At 70.1% G+C, this 16,367-nt stretch carries 21 protein-coding genes and 1 riboswitch; of the genes, 7 read left to right on the top strand and 14 right to left on the bottom strand.

Translation table 11 applies throughout. The annotated features are described in order from the left end of the window. Window positions 1-4 precede the first annotated feature (4 nt). From KME78_RS49835 to KME78_RS49820, 4 genes are all read right to left on the bottom strand, one after another. Window positions 5-391, bottom strand: coding sequence for a RidA family protein (locus KME78_RS49835; RefSeq protein ID WP_219537028.1), 387 nt, complete (start codon window positions 389-391; stop codon window positions 5-7). Beyond that, window positions 388-843: a PaaI family thioesterase gene (locus KME78_RS49830; protein WP_219537027.1), complete on the bottom strand. Its 456-nt coding sequence runs from the start codon at window positions 841-843 to the stop codon at window positions 388-390. The genes KME78_RS49835 and KME78_RS49830 overlap by 4 nt, the downstream gene beginning before the upstream one ends. Before the next feature lie 306 nt (window positions 844-1,149). Next, window positions 1,150-1,872 (bottom strand): glycosyltransferase family 2 protein, encoded by a 723-nt coding sequence (locus KME78_RS49825; protein WP_219537026.1) that lies wholly within the window; start codon window positions 1,870-1,872, stop codon window positions 1,150-1,152. Beyond that, window positions 1,869-2,216 carry an STAS domain-containing protein gene (locus KME78_RS49820; RefSeq protein WP_219537025.1) on the bottom strand — a complete coding sequence of 116 codons (348 nt, stop codon included), beginning with the start codon at window positions 2,214-2,216 and terminating at the stop codon, window positions 1,869-1,871. Before KME78_RS49820 ends, KME78_RS49825 begins: the two co-directional genes overlap by 4 nt. A 321-nt stretch (window positions 2,217-2,537) precedes the next feature. Between KME78_RS49820 and KME78_RS49815 the strand changes: the two genes are divergently transcribed. After that, the gene (locus KME78_RS49815; RefSeq protein WP_246653767.1) at window positions 2,538-2,837 is read left to right on the top strand and encodes a hypothetical protein; all 300 of its coding nucleotides are present in this window, start codon (window positions 2,538-2,540) and stop codon (window positions 2,835-2,837) included. A 21-nt stretch (window positions 2,838-2,858) separates the two neighbouring features. Here the strand turns inward: KME78_RS49815 and KME78_RS49810 are convergent, their stop codons facing one another. Together KME78_RS49810 and KME78_RS49805 are read right to left on the bottom strand one after the other, a co-directional pair. After that, complete coding sequence (locus tag KME78_RS49810; protein WP_246653759.1) at window positions 2,859-3,971, bottom strand: sensor histidine kinase; 1,113 nt, start codon at window positions 3,969-3,971, stop codon at window positions 2,859-2,861. Then, on the bottom strand, window positions 3,968-4,666 hold the full coding sequence (locus tag KME78_RS49805) for a response regulator transcription factor (protein WP_219537023.1): 699 nt from the start codon (window positions 4,664-4,666) through the stop codon (window positions 3,968-3,970). The genes KME78_RS49810 and KME78_RS49805 overlap by 4 nt, the downstream gene beginning before the upstream one ends. Window positions 4,667-4,759: 93 nt before the next feature. On the opposite strand from KME78_RS49805, the gene KME78_RS49800 reads away from it, so the two are divergent. From KME78_RS49800 to KME78_RS49790, 3 genes are read left to right on the top strand one after another with little or no spacing between them, the layout of a single operon-like run. After that, window positions 4,760-4,933 (top strand): hypothetical protein, encoded by a 174-nt coding sequence (locus KME78_RS49800; protein WP_214635541.1) that lies wholly within the window; start codon window positions 4,760-4,762, stop codon window positions 4,931-4,933. Further along, window positions 4,930-5,151 (top strand): DUF6412 domain-containing protein, encoded by a 222-nt coding sequence (locus KME78_RS49795; RefSeq protein ID WP_219537022.1) that lies wholly within the window; start codon window positions 4,930-4,932, stop codon window positions 5,149-5,151. Before KME78_RS49800 ends, KME78_RS49795 begins: the two co-directional genes overlap by 4 nt. A gap of 54 nt (window positions 5,152-5,205) precedes the next feature. Beyond that, the gene (locus KME78_RS49790) at window positions 5,206-5,853 is read left to right on the top strand and encodes a YidC/Oxa1 family membrane protein insertase (RefSeq protein WP_219537021.1); all 648 of its coding nucleotides are present in this window, start codon (window positions 5,206-5,208) and stop codon (window positions 5,851-5,853) included. Window positions 5,854-5,861: 8 nt separating this feature from the next. On the opposite strand, the gene KME78_RS49785 is transcribed toward KME78_RS49790, so the two are convergent. Together KME78_RS49785 and KME78_RS49780 are read right to left on the bottom strand one after the other, a co-directional pair. After that, a complete protein-coding gene (locus tag KME78_RS49785; RefSeq protein WP_308127427.1) occupies window positions 5,862-6,293 on the bottom strand; it encodes an ATP-binding protein in 432 nt (143 codons plus the stop codon). 143 nt (window positions 6,294-6,436) lie between these two features. Then, entirely contained in the window at window positions 6,437-8,305 is a 1,869-nt protein-coding gene (locus KME78_RS49780) for a sensor histidine kinase (RefSeq protein ID WP_219537019.1), read from the bottom strand. Window positions 8,306-8,401: 96 nt separating this feature from the next. Between KME78_RS49780 and KME78_RS49775 the strand changes: the two genes are divergently transcribed. Then, window positions 8,402-8,968, top strand: coding sequence for a methylated-DNA--[protein]-cysteine S-methyltransferase (locus KME78_RS49775; RefSeq protein WP_219537018.1), 567 nt, complete (start codon window positions 8,402-8,404; stop codon window positions 8,966-8,968). A gap of 49 nt (window positions 8,969-9,017) precedes the next feature. Here KME78_RS49775 and KME78_RS49770 read toward each other — a convergent pair whose 3' ends face one another. The 3 genes from KME78_RS49770 to KME78_RS49760 form a co-directional block, all read right to left on the bottom strand. Beyond that, complete coding sequence (locus KME78_RS49770) at window positions 9,018-10,364, bottom strand: purine-cytosine permease family protein (protein WP_219537017.1); 1,347 nt, start codon at window positions 10,362-10,364, stop codon at window positions 9,018-9,020. After that, window positions 10,355-10,464: riboswitch (TPP riboswitch) on the bottom strand. Its footprint overlaps the gene before it by 10 nt. A 112-nt stretch (window positions 10,465-10,576) precedes the next feature. Continuing rightward, complete coding sequence (locus KME78_RS49765) at window positions 10,577-10,900, bottom strand: rhodanese-like domain-containing protein (protein WP_219537016.1); 324 nt, start codon at window positions 10,898-10,900, stop codon at window positions 10,577-10,579. Beyond that, window positions 10,897-11,331, bottom strand: a complete 435-nt coding sequence (locus KME78_RS49760) for a winged helix-turn-helix transcriptional regulator (RefSeq protein ID WP_219537015.1) — start codon at window positions 11,329-11,331, stop codon at window positions 10,897-10,899. Before KME78_RS49760 ends, KME78_RS49765 begins: the two co-directional genes overlap by 4 nt. Window positions 11,332-11,407: 76 nt before the next feature. On the opposite strand from KME78_RS49760, the gene KME78_RS49755 reads away from it, so the two are divergent. Continuing rightward, entirely contained in the window at window positions 11,408-12,829 is a 1,422-nt protein-coding gene (locus tag KME78_RS49755; protein ID WP_219537014.1) for an MFS transporter, read from the top strand. Between the two features lie 4 nt (window positions 12,830-12,833). Here KME78_RS49755 and KME78_RS49750 read toward each other — a convergent pair whose 3' ends face one another. Together KME78_RS49750 and KME78_RS49745 are read right to left on the bottom strand one after the other, a co-directional pair. Next, entirely contained in the window at window positions 12,834-13,712 is an 879-nt protein-coding gene (locus KME78_RS49750; protein ID WP_219537013.1) for an Fpg/Nei family DNA glycosylase, read from the bottom strand. Between the two features lie 43 nt (window positions 13,713-13,755). Further along, window positions 13,756-14,361 (bottom strand): TenA family protein, encoded by a 606-nt coding sequence (locus tag KME78_RS49745; RefSeq protein WP_219537012.1) that lies wholly within the window; start codon window positions 14,359-14,361, stop codon window positions 13,756-13,758. A gap of 23 nt (window positions 14,362-14,384) precedes the next feature. On the opposite strand from KME78_RS49745, the gene KME78_RS49740 reads away from it, so the two are divergent. Then, window positions 14,385-15,038, top strand: coding sequence for a GOLPH3/VPS74 family protein (locus KME78_RS49740; protein ID WP_219537011.1), 654 nt, complete (start codon window positions 14,385-14,387; stop codon window positions 15,036-15,038). A gap of 45 nt (window positions 15,039-15,083) precedes the next feature. On the opposite strand, the gene KME78_RS49735 is transcribed toward KME78_RS49740, so the two are convergent. Next, on the bottom strand, window positions 15,084-16,361 hold the full coding sequence (locus KME78_RS49735; RefSeq protein ID WP_308127426.1) for an LCP family protein: 1,278 nt from the start codon (window positions 16,359-16,361) through the stop codon (window positions 15,084-15,086). Between the last annotated feature and the right edge of the window lie 6 nt (window positions 16,362-16,367).

Raw genomic sequence — 16,367 nt, 5'->3', positions numbered from 1 at the left:
TATCTCACCCGGCGGCGACGGCCTCGATCTCCAGAAGCCATGCGCTGTCGAAGATCTCGGCGATGATCACCGTCAGTGCCGGGGTGTGCGCACCGAGCACCTCGCGGCGTATCGCGCCGTTGGCCTCCGCGTATCGGCGATCGGACAGGAACGTCGTCACCTTGACCAGGCTCGACACCTCCAGACCCGCCTCGCGCACGGCGGCGAGGAGGTTGGACCACACGAGCCTGCACTGCGCTTCGAAGCCCTCGGGAACCGTGCCCTCCCGGGTCTGCGGGATCTGACCGCTGATGAACAGGAGCCTGGACGCCCCCTCGACCGCCAGCGCCTGCGTGTAGCCGCCGAGGGCTTCGGGAGCGCTGTCGGCGTTGATGGGGATGAGTTTGATCACACCGCATTATCTCCACCGCGGCGGGTCTGGAGGTGCGCGGTCGCGGTGGCCACGGCCACGGTCTTGCCGTCGGGCGCGACGAGCTCGCCGGCCAGGAAGCACACCTCCCTGCCGCGCCGCACCACCCGCCCCCTGCCGGTGAGCCGACCCGGCCGCGCCGGGCGGAGGTATTGGACGTGCAGGTCGAGGGTGACCGCGAACTGGTCCTCCGGCAGCGTCGCGACCAGCGCGGGACCCAGCGTGTCGTCGAGCATTGCGGCGAGGAAGCCGCCCTGGATCACCCCGATCGGATTGACGAACCGCTCGCTCGCCTTGAACGCCACCTCGATGGTGCCCTGGTCGGGATCCACCTCGATCAGCTCCCAGCCCAGGGTCTCGGCCGCGGCGGGCGGCGGGACCCGCCCGGCCATCGTGTCCCAGAACGGCCCACGCCTCTGCGGTTCGGTGTCCATGCGCCCGTATTCAACAGGCCCACGCCGACAATTCCGCCGCCGGCGACCCGGAGGCGGCGCGGACGCGGCCCGGAGACGCCCGGAGACGGCCCGGACGCGGCCCGGAGACGGCCCAGAGACGGCCCAGAGACGGCCCAGAGACGGCCCAGAGGAGACCTGGCCGAGACCCGGAGGCGGACCGGCGGAGACCTGCCGAGACCCGGAGGCGGTCCGGGCGCACCACGGCAAACACGACGCGGGGAAACGGCCCTTTTCCCGGTGGATCGGGAAGCTGACGAAGTTTGCCGGATTTAGCGACGCAGGGGGCTAGCGCTTGGGGCGGAGTTTGTTGAGGTTTTGGGTGATTAGCGGCTCCCGGGTGGCGAGCGCGCGTGCCACATCCCACAACTGCCCGGCCCGATGCACCTGGGCCCGCCAGTCCGTGCCGGTGGCCCGATGGGTCATCTCCACCTCGACCTCCTCCACCCGGTAGCCCTTACGCAGCAGGTCGATCGTCAGCGCCGTCTCCACGCCGAACCCGTGCGCCAGCGGCCGGGCGGCCTCGAAGGCGTCTCTGGTGATGCACCGCTGACCGTTGAGCGGCTGGGCGGCGTCGAAGCCGGTGGCCCTGCGGATGCCGTCCCTGGACAGGCGGACGACCAGGCCGTGGCCGCCCAGCCTGACGCGGGTGACGAAGACCGCGATGGTCATGTCGGCCGTGCCGGCACGCACCGGCTCGATGAGCGGAGCCGCGGCCCGCGCGGTCTCGCCCAGATCGGCGTCCAGGAAGAGTAAGTGGTGCGGCGTCTCACCGTCGAGCAGGCGCACGGCTTCGGCACCGGACTCCATGGCCGCCGCCTTGCCGCGGTTGCGGCTGTGGCGGACCACCCTGGCTCCCGCCGCCCGCGCCACCCGGCCCGTCCGGTCGGTCGAACCGTCGTCGACGACCACGACCAGGTCGACGCCCGGCAGGGCGAGCGCCGCGGTGACCGTGGCACCGATGCGGTCGGCCTCGTCCTTGGCCGGGATGATGACCGCCGTGTCCGTCATGAGCCCTCGGTGATGAGGAACTCCTGCGGCACCTCGTCATGCACGGTGAAGACCGAATCGAGGCCGGTGACCTGCAGAATCTTACGCACGGCCGGCCTGGGGGCGGCGACGTCGAGCGCCCCGCCCTGCTCCTTGACGCGTTTGAGCGCGGACAGCAGCACGTTCATCCCCGTGGAATCGCAGAAATCCACGCCGGACATGTCGATGACCACGCGGCTGGGCCCGTCCTGCAGCAGCCGAGCGAACTCCGCCTGCAGGTGGGGTGCCGTATAGAGGTCGATTTCACCGGTGATGGCGACTAGCGCATGGCCGGCATGTGATCGAGTCGAGACCTTGAGCTCCACATGGGCAGGCTAGCGGCGCGGAGCCTTCCGGTCACGTTGTCACGCCGATAGGGGAAGCACAGGTTTTTGTCCTCCGTTTGGGCTCCATGAAAACAGAGAGTACGCGAAGCTTGACTGTGTGACACCGGCATGGCCGGAGAGGGGGGCGGCCCGGCACCTCGCTTCTGGTCACTACTTCACTGAGAAGGAGGGGCCGGGCGACCACGGGCCCGAGCATTCATGAGAACAGACAGATCCGAAGATCCGCACCGACAGCGACTCCGCGAACGACTGGAAGCCATCCTCATTCGCACCGAGAAGGCCACCTCGTGGCATGACAAAGTGGGACGCCTGCGTAGCCTCGTCAACCACGAAGGCTTCGTCCCCGTACACACGAAACTCGCCGGCGAGGACCTCGACTTCCTCGCCGACGCCCGCGACGACCTGCTCAGATTCTCCGAGCTCGGGCTGCGGCTGTTCGACCTCCACCAGCCGCGCGACGCGGGAGGCATCACCAGTGACTCCGCCAATCCCATCCTGCGATGCCGGAGTTGCATGTGGCGCTGGCCGTGCCCGACGTTCCGCGCGATGTCGGAGTCGTTCGGCGGCGGCCACGACAGCACCCTCCCGGAGTCCGGTTGACGTCACGACCTGACGGACGCCTTATCCCGGGACCAGCGGCAGCCGGATCTCGAAACGGCAGCCCGGCCCGTCGTTGACCACGCCGATCACCCCGTCGTGCGCCTCCACGATGCCCTGAGCGATCGCCAGGCCGAGCCCGGCCCCGCCGTCTTTGGTCGGGGTCCGGGCCGCTTCGCCCCTGAAGGCCACCTCGAACACCCGGTTCAGGTCCTCGTCGGGGATGCCCCCGCAGCAGTCGCTGACCGACAGGCACGCCATGCCCGAGTCGACGGCCGCCCGCAACACGACCGTGCGGTCCGACGGCGTGTGCCTGATCGCGTTGACGACCAGATTTCCCAGCGCCCGGCTCAGGGCGTTCGCGTCCGCCCGCACGGGCACCGCCTCGGCGGCCTCGACGGTCAGCCGCACCCCTTTGGCGCGGGCCAGCGGCTCGGCCCCCGCGAGCGTGTCGGCGACCAGGTCGGCCAGCCCGATCCGGACAGGAGAGAGCCGCAGCGCCCCGGCGTGGATCCGGGACAGCTCGAACAGGTCGTCGACCATCGCCGACAGCCGTTCCACCTCCAGCTTGATCTGGTGGTGATAGCGGGCGACGGTCACAGAGTCGGACACCACCCCGTCTTCGAGCGCCTCGGCCATCGCCCGCATCCCGGCGAGCGGGGTACGCAGGTCGTGGCTCACCCAGGCGACGAGCTCGCGCCGTGCCCCTTCCAGGGCGCGCTCCCGCTCGTACGCCTCCTCCAGCGTGTTCGCGATCGTCTGCAGCTCAGACGGCAACCCCTTGGGCGCGGTGAACGGCAGGTCGCGGACGGCCGCCACCAGCCGCCTGCTCTCGCCCACGACCCGCCTGGCCAGCACGAACGCCACTCCCAGCCCGACCAGCCCGCCGACGGCCACCACGCTGAGCACGATGTCCTTGACCGGGCCCGCGATGATCATCTTGAGCGTGATCGCCACCACGCCGGCCAGCGTCGCCGCGATCGCGACCACCATGACGACGGCCAGCATGACCCCGATCGAGCGGGCACGCAGCCACCACATCACGGACACGCCCAGGACGCCCACCAGCAGCCCCAGCCCCGCCGTGACCGCCACGATCATGCTCAGGTCGCTCACCATCGCGGGGTTGGGGCTCATGGCTGGCCTTCGAGCGGTTCGTACCGGTATCCCACACCCCAGACGGTGACGATCCGCCGCGGCGCGGTCGGGTCCGGCTCGATCTTCTCCCGCAGCCGCCTGACGTGCACGGTCACCGTGGACGAGTCGCCGAACGACCATCCCCACACCTGATTCAGCAGCGCCGACCGGCTGAACGCCTGCCGCGGGTTACGCATCAGGTAGGCCAGCAGGTCGAACTCGCGGGCGGTGAGCATCACCTCGGCGCCGCCCAGCCCCACCTCGTGCGCCCCGACGTCGACCACCAGGTCGCCGTCACGCAGCACGCCCGTGCCGCCCGTGACCGAGGCCCCGCGGGCGCGGCGCAGCACCGACTGGACGCGAAGCGCCAGCTCGCGCGGGCTGAACGGCTTGGTCACATAGTCGTCGGCGCCGGTTTCGAGGCCGACCACACGGTCGATCTCCTCACCGAGCGCGGTCAGCATGATCACCGGGACCGGCCAGCGCTCCCTGAGCTTCTTGCACACCTGCAGCCCATCCATCTTGGGCAGCATCAGGTCGAGCACCATCAGATCGGGCGGACTGGCGAGCGCCCGGCGCAGCGCCTCCGCGCCGTCACCCACGCATTCGACCTCGTGCCCGTCGCGCTCCAGATAACGCGCCACCACCTCGGCCACGGTCGGGTCGTCGTCGACCACCAGGATGCGCGTGTTCACACTTTCACCGTACGGCGGGGGACCCCGAATCGACACTTACGTCATTGGTTCGTAAGCCTCGCGGATCATGCCCGCAGGACGTACGGTGGGCGCATGAGTCGAGTCGTCATGCTCGTACTGGGCGCCCTTCTGGGGCTCTTCGTACTTTTCAACTTCGTGCTGCCCATGATCATGGGGCTGCTCAAGGTCGCGCTCATCATCGGAGTCGTCGCCCTGCTGGTGTTCATCGCCGTCACGCTGGTCGGGAAGTCGTCCTCGTCGCGGTGACGCTCTTCCTGTTCGATCCTTGGCTCATCGGCGTGACCATGGTGGCGATCCTGCTGCTCGCCACCTGGGCCGCCCGGCTGCTGCCCGCCATCGGCGGCGACGCGCCGGGCTTCCCGCTGAGCTATGCCCGGCGCACGGCCTTCCAGCGCCTGCGCCACCCCGCCGCCGCCGGTCGGCCGCGGCCACGAGCTCCGTCATCGCGCCCCGCTTCCGGTTAAGCGGGGCTCTCTCTTCAGCGAGCCCTGATCCATCTTTCTTGATTGAAGGGGCTCATGTTCGACTCTCTCATCTCGTTCCTGCTGACCGTCTCCGGCGACAACGCCGCGGTCGCCATCATGCTGTTCACCGTGGCCGTACGCCTTCTGCTGCTGCCGCTCGGCATCCGCCAGGCCCGCGCCACCCAGATCCAGAAGCGGCTGGCGCCCAAGCTGCGCGAGTTGCAGAAGCGGTGGTCGCGCAACCCCGAGCGGCTGGCCAAGGAGACCACCAAGCTGTACGCGAAGGAAGGCACCTCGCCGCTGGCCACGATCCTGCCGGGATTGGGGCAGCTTCCGTTCATGTGGGTGATGTATCGGGTCGCCACGCACCCGACCGCCTTCCTCGGCCACGACCTGCTGGGCGCCCCACTGGGTCAGCACGTCGCCGGAATTGTCACCAATTACGGTCTGGTCAGCGTGCCATTTTTGGTCTTTGCCGTGGTCATCGCGCTGATCGCGGTCGTGGCCTGGATTTCGGCCCGGAAGGTGAGCGCCACACTGCCGGCGGAGCAGCCCGCGATGATCCGCAGGCTCATGCCGCTGCTGCCGTTCGGCTCGGTGCTGGCCGCCGCGGTGCTGCCGCTGGCGGCGGGACTCTATCTGCTGATCTCCACGGCGTGGGTCGCGGGTGAGCGCGCGATCCTGGCCGCCCGGGCTGTCTGAGCGAGCGGCTATCCGGCCTCTTTGAGTGCGTGGACCTGCCCGTTCATCGATCCGTTGGGGGCGAGCAGGATCGCCCACACCGTCGTGATGTCACCGTCGTGGCGGACTCCCCAGCTCTCCGCGACGTACTCGACGATGCCGAGCCCCCTGCCCCCGAGCGACGACATGGTCGGCCGGCCGGCGCGGGGCTCGGTCGAGGCACCCCCATCGCTGACCGCCACCTCGATGTGCTCGTCGCTCTTCAGCCAGGCCACCCTGACCATGCCCGACGGCAGCGGATGCGCATGCCGTAGCGCGTTGCTCAGCAGCTCGCTCACCACGAGGACGGCATCGTCGATCGCGGTGGAGAAGACACCGCAATCCTGCAGGTCAGTGGATATACGCTGGCGGGCGACGGCGACGCTGGACGGCGCGTACGGCAGTAGCACCACGCTTGACACACCCACCTCCCCGCTCCCAGTGCCCCCCACGGGAACACTTCCCCGGTACGACCGAAATGCCCCGTTACTCGATCCCAGAAACCGCATCTCGATCACAGCTTGTACACATTGGACGATAGATCAGCTCAACTGTGACCACGTCGTTACCGCATCGGTGTGTCGGATCGGATAAGAGAAGCGTTGCCCAACACGAGGCGCATTCGAGTGCCTCCGCCGGGTCGCGGATGGGCGCTCACATCGCCGCCCTGAGCCCTGGCGAGACTGCGGACGATGTACAGCCCGAGGCCGACCCCGCCGAACCTGCGCCGGTCACCACTGTCGACCTGCACGAACCGTTCGAAGACCCGTTCGCGGTCCGGCGCGGCGATGCCGACTCCCTCGTCGTCCACGACCACGACCACGGCGTCCTCCTCGGGCCAGGCGCCGACGCTGATCAGGCCGCCCTTCGGCGAATACTTGAAGGCGTTCTCCAGCAGCTGGCCGAGGATGATGTCGGTGGCCAGCGCGTCGCCGCTGACCTGCGGCAGGGCGTCGGAGATGGCCACCTCGACCCGGTGCCTGTCGGACAGCACGGGCAGCCCGAGCGTGGCCGCGTGGATCCGCTCGGCCAGATCGAACGCCTCGATGCGTACCGGCGGCTCGTCGGCGCCCGCCCTGGCACCGAGCAGCAGGTGGTCCATGAGCTGCCCGAGCGACCTGGCCCGCTCGGCGATCGTGTGGACGGCGGCGCGGCGCTCGGTGTCGGTCAGCTTGTCCCAGCGCGAGTCGAGCGTGCTGGCGAACCCGCGCACGATCGTGATGGGCGTGCGCAACTCGTGGCTGGTCGTGGCCAGGAACAGGTCCTTGGCCTCCTCCAGCTCCTTGGCCGTGGTCACGTCGCGGAAGTCGATGACCACCTCTCCCGTCTCCTCGATCTCGGCGCTGACCACGTCCAGCCAGCGCCCGGTCTCCAGCTGGTAGGTGAGCTTCTCCCCGGGGCTGGGCAGCGGGAAGGGCAGTTGCCCGCCGAGGACGTCCTCGACCGGCATCGCGGTGAGCTCGGCCGCGGCCGGGTTCCACTGGCTGACCCGCCCCGCGCGGTCGAGCACGGCGATGCCGTCGGCGCTGGCGTCGAACACCGCCCGCTCATGTGCCCGCTGGCGTACCGCCTCCTGGTAGGCCACCGCGTTGCCGACCGCGATGCCGGCGTGCCCGGCGAGCAGTTCGAGGAGTTCGAGCTCCAGATGGCCGGGCTTGTGTTTGGCGAACAGCGCGTACAGCGCGCCATAGGGACGCCCGCCGACCGCGGCCAGCCCGAGCGCGATCGTGTGCAGCCCGTCGAGCTTGGTCCAGACCAGGTCGCCGAGGTCCTGCGACTCCAGCATCACCGTCTTGCCGGTGCGTAAGAGCTTGCCGACCAGGCTGGTACGCAGCTCGGCCGTCACGCCCTTGAGCGAGTCGGGCAGCTGGTGAGCGCTCACCAGCCGCAGCCGCTCGTCCTCGATGAGCACGAAGCCGCCCGCGTCGGCGCCGGTCAGCTCGGTCAGGCTGGCCGCGATGCGGTCGAGAACCGCGGGCAGCTCCAGCTCGGCGTTGATGTCACCGACCACGTCGGTGAGCCGGCGCACCAGCCTGGCCCGCCGCGCCATGCGGTTCCTGGCGGCCTCGTCGGCCTCGGTCAGATGGTGCACGAAGACATAGCCCGCCACGGCGCTGCCCGTGAGCAACGCGCTCGTGTCGACCCGTAGATCCAGCACGGTGCCGTCCCTGCGCAACCGCTTGGTACGCAGCGACACCTGGCCGCCCGTGCGCACCCGTTCGAGCACCGCGTTGTGCTCCGCTGTCAGCTCCCCCGGCACGATCGGCGCCCTGCGGCCCAGCATCTCCTCGGCCGACCAGCCGAAGAGCCGCTCCGCCGCGTGGTTCCAGACGAGTACGGTCTGATCCCGGTCGAGCGCGATCACGGCGTTGGGCGAGCTGGCGAGCACCGCGCAGGCGATCTCATCGTCACTGCTTGCTCTGTCGTCACCCACACCTCCATAGTGCCTGTGGCGTGCGGCGTTCGTCGGGCGATCCGTCCGATACGCTGCGGGCACGGCCTTTCCAGGCGGGGGAAGAGGGTGACGGGTATGTCGAGCAGCGATCTCGATGCCCTGCTGCGGGTGACCTCCGCCACCTACCGCGGCGAGGTGCCGCCCGATGTGGCGTTCGGCACCTATGACGGCGCGGTCGGCCGGCTGGTGCTGGCGGTGAGCGGCAAGGGCGTCGTGGCGTGCAGCTTCGAGGCCGAGGAGATCGTCTTCGAGCTGGTCGTCAGGCATGTCGGCGCGTTCGTCGGGCCCGACCCCGGGCGGCTCGACCCGGTGCGCAGGGAGCTCGACGCCTACTTCTCCGGCCGCCTGCGGGCCTTCGCCACGCCGGTCGACCTGTCCATCGCCACGACGTTCGCGCGCACGGTGCTGCAGAAGACGATGGCCGTGCCCTATGGGGAGACGGCGACCCTGGACGAGATCGGCGAGAGCATCGGCCGGCCGCGCGCGCTCCGCGCCGTCGGCAACGCGCTCAACGCCAACCCCGTCTGCGTGATCGTGCCCTGCCACCGGATCGTGCCGGGCGACGGCGAGCTGGGCGACTACGCGGGCGGCCAGGCGGCCAAACGCCACCTCCTCAACGTCGAACAGCGCTCGCGCGCCTGACGCCCGCAGGCGAAGCCTCACGCCCGTACACGGAGCCTGAGGCCCGTCCTCAGCGGCGGGCGGCCGACGCGCGCCTGGCCGCCGCCGCGCCGATCGCCAGCGTCACCAGCGCCGCCACGAGGGCCGCGCCCAGCGCGCCGTTCATCCACGGCTGCCGGGTGAACCCGATGGCCGCACGCACCGCCGCCCAGAGGCCGTCCCACGGCGCGACCGTGGGCGTGGAGGTGGTCAGCCAGTACGCCACGAAGCCGAGCGCCCAGGGCACCAGCATGGACCAGCGAGCGGGCGCGTTCTCCTCGGTGTTCCACCGCGCGTGCCCGCCGAGCAGGAAGTAGTCGACCGCCAGCACCGCGAACATCGGCACGAACACCGCCCCGATCACCCCCAGGAACGCCCCGTAGGAGTTCACGTCGACCACGAGCGCGATGCCGGTGGTCAGCACGCCGATGGCGATCGAGATGACCCGCCGGTCGACGCGCGGCATGAGGTTCTGCAGCGACATGGTCGTGGAGTAGACGTTCGCGAACGACTGGTCGGCCTCCCGCAGCACCAGGATCGCGAAGAACAGCGCCCCCAGCGGCGCCGCGACGAACGGCCCGAAAACGGCCGTGCCGTCGGCCTCCACCGCGGCGGACCCGGCGATCGCCACCGCGTACACGCCCAGCCCCAGGCAGGCGACCTGCGCGAGCGTGTAGCCGCCGACCACGCCGGTGAAGGCCGTCCGGCTCGACCTGGAGTGCCGGGCGAAGTCGGCCGCGATCGGCACCCACGAGACCGACAGCGCGATGACGTAGTCGACCGCGGGCGCGAACGCCGCCCACGACCCACCGCTCTGCGGCGGAGCCTTCGACAGGAACGCGACCGCGAACCAGATGAGCGAGATGATCACCCCGATGGTGACGTAACGCCGCAGCAGCCGGATCGACCCGAGCGGCCAGATGGTCAGCGACGTGGTCAGCACCCCCGCCACCACCACCCACGCCTGGTACGGCACGGCGTCGCCGAAGATGGCCATGGCGCCCTTGGAGATCACCCACAGCTCGAAGGCGCCCCACCCGATCATCTGGACGATGTTGAGCACGGTCGGGATGTACGACAGCCGCGCCCCGAACAACCCGCGCAGCAGCACCATGGCCGGCCGCCCGGTCTGCGTGCCCGGAATGGCCGCCAGCCCCACCATGGCGCTGCCGACCAGACTGCCGACGAGCGTGGCCACCAGGGCGGCGGCCAGCGTGAGCGGAGCGTCACCGAGCGGGTTGAGCAGGAGCAGCGCTCCACTGAACCCCAGCAGGCTCACGGCCAGGTTCGCCCACAGGGCACCCTGGTCGAGCAGCCCGAGCGTCTTGGGGGGAGTTCCCTCGAGGGTCAGCGGAACTTCGTCAACGACATGTGTCATCGCTCACTCCCTACGCCGGCATTACCCGGACAGGTTCAAGCGGTCGGCAGCGGCTCGCTACCCTCTCAGCCCGGTGCCCCGAGCTCCCGCGTCAGTTGTGCAGTTTGCGCCCTCATCTTGCCTCATCAGGAGGCGGCTGACCACAGGGGGGTCTCACACCCTCCGTCCGCGATCGTCCGAAAAGCCAAATAAGGGCGGCCGCTGGTCATCCGTCAGGCGACGAACGGCGGGTGCCCCGTCTCGCTGACCATCGGACGGCTCGCGCCCGCCCAAGACTGCATGCCGCCGTCGACGTTGACGGCCTCGCGCCCGAGCTGGTTGAGCCAGGCCGCGACCTGCAGCGACCGGCCGCCGACCCGGCAGACCACGTAGACGGTCCGGTCGCCCGGCACCTCCTCGACCCGCCCCTGGATCTGCGTCATCGGGATGTGCACTGCCTCGGGCGCGTGCCCGGCCACCCATTCGTCCTGCTCCCGCACGTCGAGCAGGTAACCGTCGGTGGGAACGTCGCTGGCCGGGATCTCTGGAACCGTCATGCCTCCATCATCTCGCGTCGCTCGTCGTAGGCGGCACGGGCCTGGGCGATCTCCTGCTGGTGCTCCTCGGTCCAGGTGACCAGGCTCTTGATCGTCTGGTGCAGGGTCCGGCCGAGCGGCGTGAGCGCGTAGTCGACCCGTGGGGGCACCACGGGATGGACCGTACGGCTGACCAGGCCGTCCCGCTCCAGGTGACGCAGGGTCACACTGAGCATCCGCTGGCTGACGCCGTCGATCTCGCGGCGCAACTGGGTGAAGCGCAGGCTCTGGCAGTCGAGCAGCGCGATGACCAGCAGCGACCACTTGTCGGCGACGCGGTCGAGTATCTGCCGGACCTCGCAGTCCTCCCTGGTGTCCCACTGCCGCACGTCGTAGTCGTCGTCCACGGTGCTCTCGCAGTAACCGGGTGACTTAGAAGTGCCGTCTTCCATGGGATCTCATGCTGCCGGATGATTTTCACGGTTACAAGAGATAACCGAGATGCCGATAAGTAACCGGGGGTTGATCATGTCCAAACGCGCTTGGGGCATGTTGATCGTGCTGTGCGGAGCCGTCTTCATCGAGGGCACCGACGTGGCCATGCTGAACGTGGCCCTGCCGTCGATCAGGGCGGATCTGGGGCTGTCCACGGGCATGCTGAGCGGGGTGGTGAGCGCCTACGTCCTGGGCTGTGGCGGTTTCATCCTGCTCGGCGGCCGGGCGGCCGACCTGCTGGGCAGGCGCAGGATGTTCCTGTTCTGGCTCGGCGTGTTCGTGGTGTTCTCCGGACTGGGCGGGTTCGCGACCGAGGGGTGGGTGCTGCTGGTCGCCAGGTTCCTCACCGGTGTCGCGGCCGCGTTCATGATGCCCGCTGGACTGTCGCTGATCACCACCAGCTTCCCCGAGGGCAGGCTGCGCAACCGCGCGCTGCTCGTGTACGCGGGGACGGCCGCGGCCGGATTCGCGCTCGGGCTGGTGATCGGTGGCCTGCTGGCCTCGATCGGCTGGCGCTGGGTCTTCTTCGCGCCCGTCATCCTGTCGTTGGCGATCCTGATCATCGCCGTCCCGGTGCTGAAGGAGCAGCGCGCGCCCCGGCCCGCCGGCGGCGTCGATCTGGCGGGCGCGGCGACCATCACCGGCGCGATGACGCTGCTGGTCTACGGCCTCGTACGGCTGGAGCACCCCGCCGATGGCCCTGGCTGGACCGTCGGCGCGTTCGCGGGCGGCGCGGCGCTGCTGGCGGCGTTCGTGGCGATCGAACGGCGGGCGGCCACGCCCCTCGTCCGCCTCGGCGTCCTGCGCTCCGCACCCCTGGTGCGCGCCAACCTGACGGCGCTGCTGCTCACGGCGTCGTTCTTCGGCTTCCAGTTCCTCATCACGCTGTACCTGCAGGAGCTGCGCGGCTGGTCCACCGTCCAGACCGGCCTGGCCCTGCTCGCCGCCGCCGCCGACGTGGTGCTCGCGCCCACCCTGACCCCCTGGCTGGTGCAGAGGTACGGCAACGCCCGGGTGATCTTCGGCGGCCTGCTGTCCGGACTGGCGGCTTACGGCCTGTTCGTGGGGGTCGGGATGGACTGGTCGTACGCGGCCATGCTGCCGTCGATGCTGATGATCGGGCTGATGTTCGCCTTCGTGTACGGCCCGCTCACGATCGTCGCGACGGAGGGCATCGCGGAGGACGAGCAGGGGCTGGCCGGCGGGTTGCTGAACACCGCCTTCCAGTTCGGCGCGGCGCTCGGGCTGTCGATGGTCACGGCCGTCAGCGTGGCGGCGCTCGGCGGCGCGACCTCCGCCGAGGCCGGGCTGTCGGCCATCAGGACGGCGTTGCTGGTGCCGGTGGCCGCCACAGCGGTCGCCGCGATCGTCATCGCCACCGGCCTCCGCCGCCGCCCGGCCGCCCCCACCGGCCAGCCAGGAGAGGCCGAGGAGCCCGTCGCCGTCAGGGCGTGAAGGCTTACTTCAGCAGGCGGGACAGGCGGCGGTCGGCGAGCGGCTTGCCGCCTGTCTGGCAGGTGGGGCAGTACTGGAGCGAGGAGTCCGCGAAGGACACCTCGCGGATCGTGTCGCCGCAGACGTCGCAGGGCTGGCCGGCGCGGTTGTGCACACGCAGGCCGGACTTCTTCTCCGCCTTGAGGTCCTTGGCGGCCAGGCCGTGCGCCCGCTCCATCGCCTCGCGCAGCGTGGTGACGATGGCCTCGTGCAGGTCGGCGATCTGGTCGTCGGTAAGCGTTGCGGCGATCTTGAACGGGGACATCTTGGCCGCGTGCAGCACTTCGTCGGAGTAGGCGTTGCCGATCCCCGCGATGACCTTCTGGTCGCGCAGCAAACCCTTCACCTGGGTGCGGCTGCCGCCCAGGATGGCCTTGAGCGCGGCCACGGTGAAGGCGTCGTCGAGGGGGTCGGGGCCGAGGGCGGCAACACCCGGCACGTCATCCGGATTTTTCGTGACATAGATGGCGAGGCGCTTCTGCGTTCCCGCCTCGGTCAGCTCGAACCCGGGCGCCAGCCCCTCGTCGTCGGGCGCCAACCGTACCCTTGCCGCGAGCGGGCCCTTGCCCGGCCTGACCGGCTTCGCGCCCGAGAGGTCCTCGCGCCAGCGCAGCCACCCCGCGCGGGCCAGGTGGATGACCAGGTGCAGCCCGTCGCAGTCGAGGTCGAGGAACTTGCCGTGCCGCGCCACGCCCGTGATGGTCAGCCCGCCGAGCGCGGTGACCGGCGGGTCGAAGGTCTTGAGCGCCGAGAAGGCGACCACGTCGACACCCAGGACCGTACGGCCGACCGCCCGCTCGCGCAGGAAACCGGCGAGCGATTCCACTTCGGGGAGTTCCGGCATGCCACCAGGGTACGTGCCGTCGTCGTCCACAGCCTGTGGACGACTACGGCACGTCCCAGAACGCCAGCTCGTGCGCCATGCCCTCGGCGAAGAGCGCCTCGGCGCGCGCGGGCTCTGGCCCGGCCTCGTCGATCATCTGGCCGATCCGCACGGTCAGCGCCGCGAAACCGGGATCGGCGTACGTCTCCACCCACCTGCGGTAGCGCGGCTCGGCGGGCAGATTCTCCGCCAGCAGCCGACCAAGCTCTGAATATCCCCACATACACGGATAAAGCGCCGCCAGTCCTTCGCCGTAATCGGCGGCCGACTCCAGCAGGAACGCCGTGTAGGCCGCGCACGCCGGCCCCTTCCGCGCGTTCTCGAGGTCCGCCCCGAACGGCGCCGACAGCTCCCGGTGCAGGCTCAGCTCGTCGTGGAAGGTGGTGTGCGCCAGGTCCACGAGGTCGCCCAGATGCGCGGCCGGCGCCTGCCAGGCCAACCGCGCGAACACCCGCACGTAGTCCAGCAGGAACAGATAGTCCTGCTCCAGCCACGACCGGAACACCGGCTCCGCCAGATCACCGCGCCCGATGCCCACCACGGTGGGATGCGCGAGCTGCGCGTCGAGGAGGGGACGCCCCACCGCGTGCAGCTTCTCCGAGATACCCATGAACGGCACGTTAGTGTCAAAGAATGAGTGTCACGATCGCGGAGGAACTGCTCTTACTCGCCTACAGCGAGGAGGAGGGCAAGCAGCTGATCAGCGCCACCCAGCTCGATCCGGCCCTTGGCGGCGCGATCCTGGCGGAGCTGGCGGTGAACGAACGGGTGGCCCTGTCCGGCAAGAAGGTGTCGGTCGTGAGCGCCACCCCGCTGGGCGACGACGAGCTCGACGCGACGCTGGCCCGCATCGCGGCGGAGGGCAAGGAGCGCAGGCCCGACTGGTGGGTCCAGAGGCTCCACTCCACCAAGCTGCGCAGGCGCCTGCTGACCCGGCTCGCCGAGTCGGGCGTGCTGACCGAGGAGCGCGGCAAGGTGCTCGGCGTCTTCCCCACCACCCGCTGGCCGGAGGCCGACGGCCGCGTCGAGGCGGAGGTCAGGCAGCGCGTGGGCGACGTGCTGGCGGGCGCGGAGCCCGACGCGCGCACCGCGGTGCTCATCGCCGTCATGTACGCGGCCAAGCTCGACCGCAAGGCGTTCCCCGGGGCGAGCAGGAAGCGCGTCAAGGAGATCGCCGAGGGCGAGTGGGCGGGCGACGCGGTGGCCAAGACGATCGCCGCGATCAACTCGGTCGTCGTCATCGCCGCCTCGACCGCCGCCATGGGCGCCATCTCCTCAGGTAACTGAAAGGTCCGGTACGTGGACGTACCGGACCTTTCACAGCGGCGGGGGTCAGCCGGCGTCGATGATGTTCTGCGGCACCGGCTTGTCCTCCTTGAGCGCGTTGAACAGGGCCAGGGCCTTCTCCTTGTCCCACTTGACCGCGCTGCCGCCGCCCGCGATCTCGTTGCCGCCGAACGGCACGACCGTGGTCACCGGGCTGTCGCCCATGGCCAGGCCCAGCGACAGCATGTCGAACGCGCCCGTGTCCTCGTCGACGGCGACCGCGTCGGTGGCGCTCATGGCCAGCGGGATCGAGGTGAACGGGTTGATCAGCACGCCGGGGCTGGCCGCCTTCTTGACGACCGCGCCGAGGAACTGGCGCTGGCGCTTGGTCCGCTCGAAGTCGGGCAGCGCGCCGCCCTTACGGGTACGGACGTAGCCGAGCGCCTGGCCGCCGGTCAGCGTCTGAACCCCCTTCTTGAGCTTCAACCCGGCCTTGGGGTCGTCGACCGCGGCCCGGACGTTGATCTCGACGCCGCCGACCGCGTCGACGATGTCCACGAACCCGGCGAAGCCGATCTCCATGTAGTGGTCGACGTGCACCCCGGTGACGGTCTCGACCGTCTGGGCCAGCAGCTTGGGGCCGCCGATGGCGTAGGCGGCGTTGAGCTTGTTGCGGCCCTTGCCGGGGATGGTGACCGCCGAGTCACGCGGCAGGCTGACCAGGGTCGGCTTGTCACTGCCCGCCGGGATGTGCAGCAGCATCATCGAGTCGGTCCGCTGGCCGGCCGCGCGGCCGGTGGCGAGCTTCTTGCGGTCGGCCGCCGACAGGCCCTTGCGGCTGTCGGAGCCGACGAGCAGCCAGTTGGTGCCCGGAGTGTCGGCGGGACGGCCCGTGTAGTCGTTGAGCACGCCGGGGATCCCGGTCAGCCGCGAGTCGATCCAGAAGAACATGCCGACGCCCGCCACGAGCAGCAGCGCCACCACGGCGGCGACGATCGTCAGTATGGTCCGGCCCTTGATCCGCCTGCGCGGCGGCTTGGGACCCGACGGGCCGGACGGGTCGGACGGGGTCGGCTCCGATTTGGGCTTGAACGGCTTGATCGGGCTGCCGCCTGAGCGCTGCCGGCCGTACACGCGCGAGCTGCCGGCCCGAGGCGCGTCGGAGACCGGCTCGGCGGGCAGATTCGCCGGCGGCGCCTGCTTAGCCGTCGGCGGAACCTGCTGCGCCGACGGGATCCGATGCGCGGGAGCACCACCTGAGCGCGCGCCGCCGTCGTTCCTGCCGGGCAGCGGGCGGCCATCGCCCGGCGAGCGCATGGCTCGCGTCCGGTCTTCCTCAGACACTTGACC

The organism is Nonomuraea guangzhouensis (genome assembly GCF_019396345.1).
Lineage (GTDB): Bacteria > Actinomycetota > Actinomycetes > Streptosporangiales > Streptosporangiaceae > Nonomuraea > Nonomuraea guangzhouensis.
The sequence above is the reverse complement of the archived record's forward strand: the minus strand, read 5'-3'. Positions and strand labels throughout refer to the sequence as shown.

Bases quoted from the DNA above. Each gene is read 5' to 3' on its own strand.
- KME78_RS49750 (WP_219537013.1), bottom strand. From the start codon at position 13,712: ATGCCGGAACTCCCCGAAGTGGAATCGCTCGCCGGTTTCCTGCGCGAG.
- KME78_RS49790 (WP_219537021.1), top strand. From the start codon at position 5,206: ATGTTCGACTCTCTCATCTCGTTCCTGCTGACCGTCTCCGGCGACAAC.
- KME78_RS49755 (WP_219537014.1), top strand. From the start codon at position 11,408: ATGTCCAAACGCGCTTGGGGCATGTTGATCGTGCTGTGCGGAGCCGTC.
- KME78_RS49800 (WP_214635541.1), top strand. From the start codon at position 4,760: ATGAGTCGAGTCGTCATGCTCGTACTGGGCGCCCTTCTGGGGCTCTTC.
- KME78_RS49775 (WP_219537018.1), top strand. From the start codon at position 8,402: ATGTCGAGCAGCGATCTCGATGCCCTGCTGCGGGTGACCTCCGCCACC.
- KME78_RS49810 (WP_246653759.1), bottom strand. From the start codon at position 3,971: ATGAGCCCCAACCCCGCGATGGTGAGCGACCTGAGCATGATCGTGGCG.
- KME78_RS49745 (WP_219537012.1), bottom strand. From the start codon at position 14,361: ATGGGTATCTCGGAGAAGCTGCACGCGGTGGGGCGTCCCCTCCTCGAC.
- KME78_RS49740 (WP_219537011.1), top strand. From the start codon at position 14,385: ATGAGTGTCACGATCGCGGAGGAACTGCTCTTACTCGCCTACAGCGAG.
- KME78_RS49760 (WP_219537015.1), bottom strand. From the start codon at position 11,331: ATGGAAGACGGCACTTCTAAGTCACCCGGTTACTGCGAGAGCACCGTG.
- KME78_RS49765 (WP_219537016.1), bottom strand. From the start codon at position 10,900: ATGACGGTTCCAGAGATCCCGGCCAGCGACGTTCCCACCGACGGTTAC.
- KME78_RS49830 (WP_219537027.1), bottom strand. From the start codon at position 843: ATGGACACCGAACCGCAGAGGCGTGGGCCGTTCTGGGACACGATGGCC.
- KME78_RS49770 (WP_219537017.1), bottom strand. From the start codon at position 10,364: ATGACACATGTCGTTGACGAAGTTCCGCTGACCCTCGAGGGAACTCCC.
- KME78_RS49825 (WP_219537026.1), bottom strand. From the start codon at position 1,872: ATGACGGACACGGCGGTCATCATCCCGGCCAAGGACGAGGCCGACCGC.